Genomic DNA, 5,157 nt, shown 5'->3' on the forward strand with positions numbered 1-5,157 from the left:
ATCTTACTCTGTGATGCTGCCGTTACCTCATTCATAGCAGTGGCTGCTTGAGTGGCTGAAACAGAGGCCATGCTAAAGCTTGCGACACTCAGTGCCATTACAAGAGATTTCTTCAATGTTGATAGTTTTTTCATAATAAGACCCTGAAATGCGTCAGTCTTTCGGCAGACTGTTTATTAATTAGAATAAGAGATTAATTTAAAAGTAAATAATGACATACAGTTAATCACTATGTCTAAGTGATTTATGCTGAAAAACGTAACGGGCGTTATCTCAAATAACGTTGGATAGAAGGATTCGATCTCATTGGTTCTCTTGTGGTATACCCCAGCGGAACCAGCTGTTTCACCCCAAAAACCTATTAACAGACTACTCAAAACAGACTGTCATTGTGGAACCACTTAAAACAGGCTAATCAAACACCTCTGAATGGCTACCCAGCCTAACAAAATCTACCGTCTCGCTCTGAACACGGTAGATAAGTACCAAATCAGGTTTGATGTGGCAGTCTCTAAACCCCTTATGATTGCCGGTCAACGCATGATCTTTGTATTTAGCCGGTAGCGGTATATCGTTAGTCAAACAATTAAGCACCTCACCCCATGCAGGAGTGAGCAAGCTTAGATAATTCTTTTTGGCATCTCTCTTAAACTGACTGGATACTTCAATGGATCTCATCAGCCTCGCCTTCTAGCTCATCCATCAAATCACCAAAGCTGTTGTACTTAGTGCCTTTACCGCTCGCGACCTCTGCAATAGCAGCGATAGTTTGCGCGTTGAGCTTAGGTTGTTGATAGTCAAAAGACAGAGGAATCGCATTAGTATCGGCTACTTGGTTTAAGAACAGTCTTATGGCTTGTGAAGGTGTTAGTCCATAGCTTTCTAGAACAGAAAAAGACCTATCCTTCAGATCCTGGTCAAGCCGTATATTATAATTAGTTGTAGTCATAGCAATCACCTTTCGCTTATATCTATACATCCAATATAAGCGAAAGGTGATTAAACCTCAATGGCTTTAGCGTTCCATCTTCTCGCTAATCTAAGTGGTAATAGTCTGCTCATTCAATCCAGCAAGAAAATCATCAACCGTTTTCTCAATGCTTTTTTGCATGACATAAAGATCGGAAGTGGAGTATTTCCCAAGCTGATTTCTTTCATCCATGACTTCAAATAACTTGCTTCTGACCACTTCTTCGTGGGTTTTATCTTCAATTAACAGCAAATTAAGCTTCACAACAGCTCTATTGTAGGCTTCTTGAGTGGCTTCAAGTTGAAGACTTTTACTGCTGGCTACTGATACACCGATCATGCTCATAAATAACTCCGCTATTAGAATCATCTGTAGCTACAGATGATTTTTTTAGGTTAATAAGTTGTTTGTACCAGCCTAAGATTATGCCAGTGAAAAACGAGAAGTAACGCTCTTATAACCCCTTTTTTGTAGCAGATTTTACGACAGTTAAAAAATCCGTTATTTCCCACCTAATTTGATGACTACACCTTACGCACCCTAAAGGGACTGCCAAATAGCTGATATTGTTAGGTTTATTGAAATTCAGGTGTATACAAAGTGCAAACAAAATCGCTCTTAGGTATTGATTTAAAAAGAAAAAATGCGTTTACAATCTGTAAACAGCCAAGTTGAAAAACAGTGAAAAACAGCCCTTTTTTACTGCCTTTTGCCGTAAAAATTACGCTTTCGTAACGGGTGAAATTATGGTGTAGTAAGTACACTTTAGTGAAATAACACCTAATTATCAGGAAAAAGTGGCAATGAACTATGCAATTTTGAGGACGGCGAAATTGAAGACGATGGGCAACATTGGTGGCAGTCTTGCACACAGCTACCGAACGATAGAAACGCCCAATACTGACCCCAACCTCACCCCTAAAAATTATCATAGCGTTGCTACCCCTGAAGCCGTCAAACAGGCAATAAAAGACCGGCTCCCTGAAAAAAGACGCTCTGATGCGGTGCTATGTATCGAGTATTTAATAACCGCCAGTCCTGAATGGGAAGGCTGGGGAAAAAGCCAAGAAGGAGAATTTTTTAAACGATCTGCTCAGTGGCTCATGGATAAGCATGGGGAAGAAAACATTGCGAGTATGAGTATTCATCGGGACATAAGCACACCGCACCTAGTCGCTTATGTAGTTCCTATTGACCAAAGAGGTAAGCTCAACTGTAAGGATTTTCTAGGTGGAAGGGCTAAATTAAACAAGATGCAAACCGATTTTGCCAATACGGTCGCTGATTTAGGGTTAACGAGGGGTAAAGAAGGCTCTAAAGCCAAGCATACCAGCATCAAGGAGTATTACCATGACATCAATCACGCGAGAGATTTTAGTATCGAAACCGTATCACCTAAGCCTGAAATGTTTGAAAGCAAGGCTCGGTATAGGGAAAAGGTCACAGCAGCCGTTATTGAGCAAATAGAACCGACTGTGAAGGCTGCTAACAGCATCCTAATGGACTATGAGAAAGCTAGATTGGATAAAAGCGTTGCGGAAGCGAGCTATGACACCCTTAAAAAACGTGTTGAGCCTTACTTACTGGCGACTGAAGGGTTAAATCAAGAGGAAATTGCTAGAGTAAATGAGGCAATGCAGCTAGAAAGCCGTAGAATCGCTGTAGAGAGGGTTAAATATGAAAGGGCTAGGTATCTATCAAAATAGATATTTAATGCTATTAAATCTAATCCTATAGACAGATAGAGCGGTTTCTATAGCTTATTACTAAGGTAAAAAATAAATTGATGAACAAACTAGAAAGAAAGAGTTGATCAATCATCTGATCCAAGAAGGCATAAAAAATCCAAATATTTTGTGGTAACTAATGCTTTTTTCTTTTGTCTTTTTCATTAGTAAAAAATAAAAAAAATGCTTTTAATGCTTTTAAATGCTTTTAAATGCTTTTAAGCCCTCTGTATCCCTTGCTACTAAAGGTCTGAAACCTCCATTCGAATACGTTTACTTACCCATTCGAATACGTTTACTTACCCATTCGAATACGTTTACTTACCCATTCGAATACGTTTACTTACCATTTGAATACTTGAATAAAAAAGTATTCAAAGATACAATTAAATATAAGTATTCAATTATGAAGGTTATTATGTCTAAATCTAATTTAGTGGTGAAAACCAACTATCTAAACACCGTACTACAAAATCTAAAACTATCAGAAATACGCATTGTGCAGTTAGCCGTTGTAGACGCTAGAGAAACTGGTACAGGGTTGAGTGCAGAGATACCACTTCGTATTGATGCTAAAAGATATGCTGAAGTTTTTAATACCACTCGCCAAAACGGTTATCTAATGATGAAGGACGCTGAAGATACGCTATTTAACAGACGCTTTAGCTATGTTGATGATGAAGGTAAGTTAGTTAAATCTCGTTGGTTATCCCAAGTTAGATATTTAGATGACGAAGGAGCGATTGAAGTTGTATTTACTCCAGCTGTAGTACAAGGAATTACTCGGATTGATGGGGCTGAAGAGTTTTTTACTAAATATTTACTAGAACAAACAGCTGAAATGGATAGTAATTATTCAGTAAGGCTCTATGAGCTGCTGGTTCAATGGAAGCAAGCCAAAAAAACACCTGTTTTTGAATTGGAGAAATTTAGAGGTCAGCTTGGAGTTGAAGATGATGAATATCAAACTATGAGCAACTTCAAAAAAAGGGTCTTAAACCTTGCTGTTGAAGAGATAAACGAAAAATCAGATCTCAATGTTAGTTACACTCAAAAGAAAAAAGGTCGCAAAATTGCAGGATTTAGTTTTACTGTTTATGAAAAGCCAAAAGCTAAGACGGATGTAGTTAATAAGGAGCGCGACGTTAGTACAGGAGATATGTTTACGGTCGATGGATTGAATGATAAGCAGCTAGGGCGAATTGCTCGTAACCCTGCTTTTATGGCGGAATACAATCATTTAGTAAGCCCAACTAGCCCAGCTGGGCAGTCACAGCAAGAATGGGAGTTTGAAATGGTTAACCGCCTTAAAAAAGACCCTACACAGTTTAATAAACGTCCCATCAGAGAGTATCTTGAATACTAGGTCTTATGAGTGTGTTAGATGGGTTCGGTTCCCTAGTGAGGACTTGAATGGAGTCGTGGATTAGAGAGGTTTAACACGGGGTGTTGAGTTTGGTAAATGCGTAGTACTCGTAGATGACGCTCTTGATAATCGGCGTATCAAGAGGCATTAAACGTAAAGTTGAAACCGACTGTCAGTATCTGGTAGTAAGGTCTAAGTAGTACCTTGTGAGCTGTGATGTGTTCGGGGCATAAGTAGTAAAAAAAGCGTCTACCCGCAACGCATGACAAACACTACAGTATTTTTTCAACCCCCTGTTGTGTAGGTAAGGGGTCTGACACTCGCCCAATCGGTTCCAATAGGTGGTTCTATTCATTTATGACTATAAGAATAGAGAATTATAAATTTAGTAGTCTACAAATCTTATTCAACAAGGTTAATTTGCCAGTTATTGGCTTGAATGACAATATTAATTTTGCGTAGTTTCATCGCCAGGTCATCGGCTTGCTTTTGTAACCCAGCTACTGAGACCATAATATTCCATTTAATTTCACGATGACTATAACGATCTGCCTCAGTGTCGGTCGCTTCAATTGCTTCAATTAATAGTTTGTGGCGCATCTCCAACGCCTCGCGTTCAACCAATAGCGTCAGCATTGATTGACCTTTATCCGTCTTAGCAACTGCATTGGTACGGTGAATACGTTCAATCAAAGTAGATAGCTCAGTAATGACTTGACTAGCCTCAATTATTAGATGACTTGGATCTTCATTTGGCGTATCGCCTTCTTGAACTTTAGCATTACTACGAATACGTCCTTTAATTTGAGCAAGTTTTTTTTGCATATCGCTACGAATAAGTAGGGCTTCTGCGAGTTTCATTTTTAGCTCCTTTTAACACCTTATTAGTATAACCCTAAGGGAACCAATCAGATGCTTTACTTGGTTCGGTTCACTAGTGAGGACTTGAATGCTTGGTTGTAGACTCATGGTACCAATAATTGTTTATTTAGACTTGCTATTAAAAAGCCCCATGCCACTTGAGAAAGTAGCTTGGGGCTTTTTAATATTTGAGGCTATATGCAATACAGGGTATCAGTAGTTAATCATCACGG

The 5,157-nt window shown here is 39.0% G+C and carries 6 protein-coding genes; 2 read left to right on the plus strand and 4 right to left on the minus strand.

The window, feature by feature from the left end; all coding sequences use genetic code 11:
* Positions 1-411: 411 nt before the first annotated feature.
* The 3 genes from ACT3QR_RS13775 to ACT3QR_RS13785 all read right to left on the minus strand — a co-directional run bounded on the left by ACT3QR_RS13775 (position 412) and on the right by ACT3QR_RS13785 (position 1,315).
* Positions 412-678 carry a type II toxin-antitoxin system RelE/ParE family toxin gene (locus ACT3QR_RS13775; RefSeq protein ID WP_444521860.1) on the minus strand — a complete coding sequence of 89 codons (267 nt, stop codon included), beginning with the start codon at positions 676-678 and terminating at the stop codon, positions 412-414.
* The gene (locus ACT3QR_RS13780) at positions 665-949 is read right to left on the minus strand and encodes a type II toxin-antitoxin system RelB/DinJ family antitoxin (protein ID WP_201513071.1); all 285 of its coding nucleotides are present in this window, start codon (positions 947-949) and stop codon (positions 665-667) included. The genes ACT3QR_RS13775 and ACT3QR_RS13780 overlap by 14 nt, the downstream gene beginning before the upstream one ends.
* 90 nt (positions 950-1,039) lie before the next feature.
* Positions 1,040-1,315 (minus strand): hypothetical protein, encoded by a 276-nt coding sequence (locus ACT3QR_RS13785; RefSeq protein WP_444521861.1) that lies wholly within the window; start codon positions 1,313-1,315, stop codon positions 1,040-1,042.
* 458 nt (positions 1,316-1,773) lie between these two features.
* Between ACT3QR_RS13785 and mobV the strand changes: the two genes are divergently transcribed.
* Entirely contained in the window at positions 1,774-2,676 is a 903-nt protein-coding gene (gene mobV / locus ACT3QR_RS13790) for a MobV family relaxase (RefSeq protein WP_443215980.1), read from the plus strand.
* A gap of 439 nt (positions 2,677-3,115) precedes the next feature.
* Positions 3,116-4,063, plus strand: coding sequence for a replication initiation protein RepM (gene repM, locus ACT3QR_RS13795; RefSeq protein ID WP_087040291.1), 948 nt, complete (start codon positions 3,116-3,118; stop codon positions 4,061-4,063).
* A 402-nt stretch (positions 4,064-4,465) separates the two neighbouring features.
* Here repM and ACT3QR_RS13800 read toward each other — a convergent pair whose 3' ends face one another.
* The gene (locus ACT3QR_RS13800; protein ID WP_077450785.1) at positions 4,466-4,924 is read right to left on the minus strand and encodes a DIP1984 family protein; all 459 of its coding nucleotides are present in this window, start codon (positions 4,922-4,924) and stop codon (positions 4,466-4,468) included.
* Positions 4,925-5,157 lie beyond the last annotated feature (233 nt).

It is taken from the genome of Psychrobacter sp. AOP7-B1-25, from assembly GCF_052376195.1.
Taxonomy (GTDB): Bacteria; Pseudomonadota; Gammaproteobacteria; order Pseudomonadales; family Moraxellaceae; genus Psychrobacter.

Coding starts and splice junctions, on each gene's coding strand:
- mobV (WP_443215980.1), top strand. CDS start 1,774: ATGAACTATGCAATTTTGAGGACGGCGAAATTGAAGACGATGGGCAAC.
- ACT3QR_RS13800 (WP_077450785.1), bottom strand. CDS start 4,924: ATGAAACTCGCAGAAGCCCTACTTATTCGTAGCGATATGCAAAAAAAA.
- ACT3QR_RS13775 (WP_444521860.1), bottom strand. CDS start 678: ATGAGATCCATTGAAGTATCCAGTCAGTTTAAGAGAGATGCCAAAAAG.
- ACT3QR_RS13785 (WP_444521861.1), bottom strand. CDS start 1,315: ATGAGCATGATCGGTGTATCAGTAGCCAGCAGTAAAAGTCTTCAACTT.
- repM (WP_087040291.1), top strand. CDS start 3,116: ATGTCTAAATCTAATTTAGTGGTGAAAACCAACTATCTAAACACCGTA.
- ACT3QR_RS13780 (WP_201513071.1), bottom strand. CDS start 949: ATGACTACAACTAATTATAATATACGGCTTGACCAGGATCTGAAGGAT.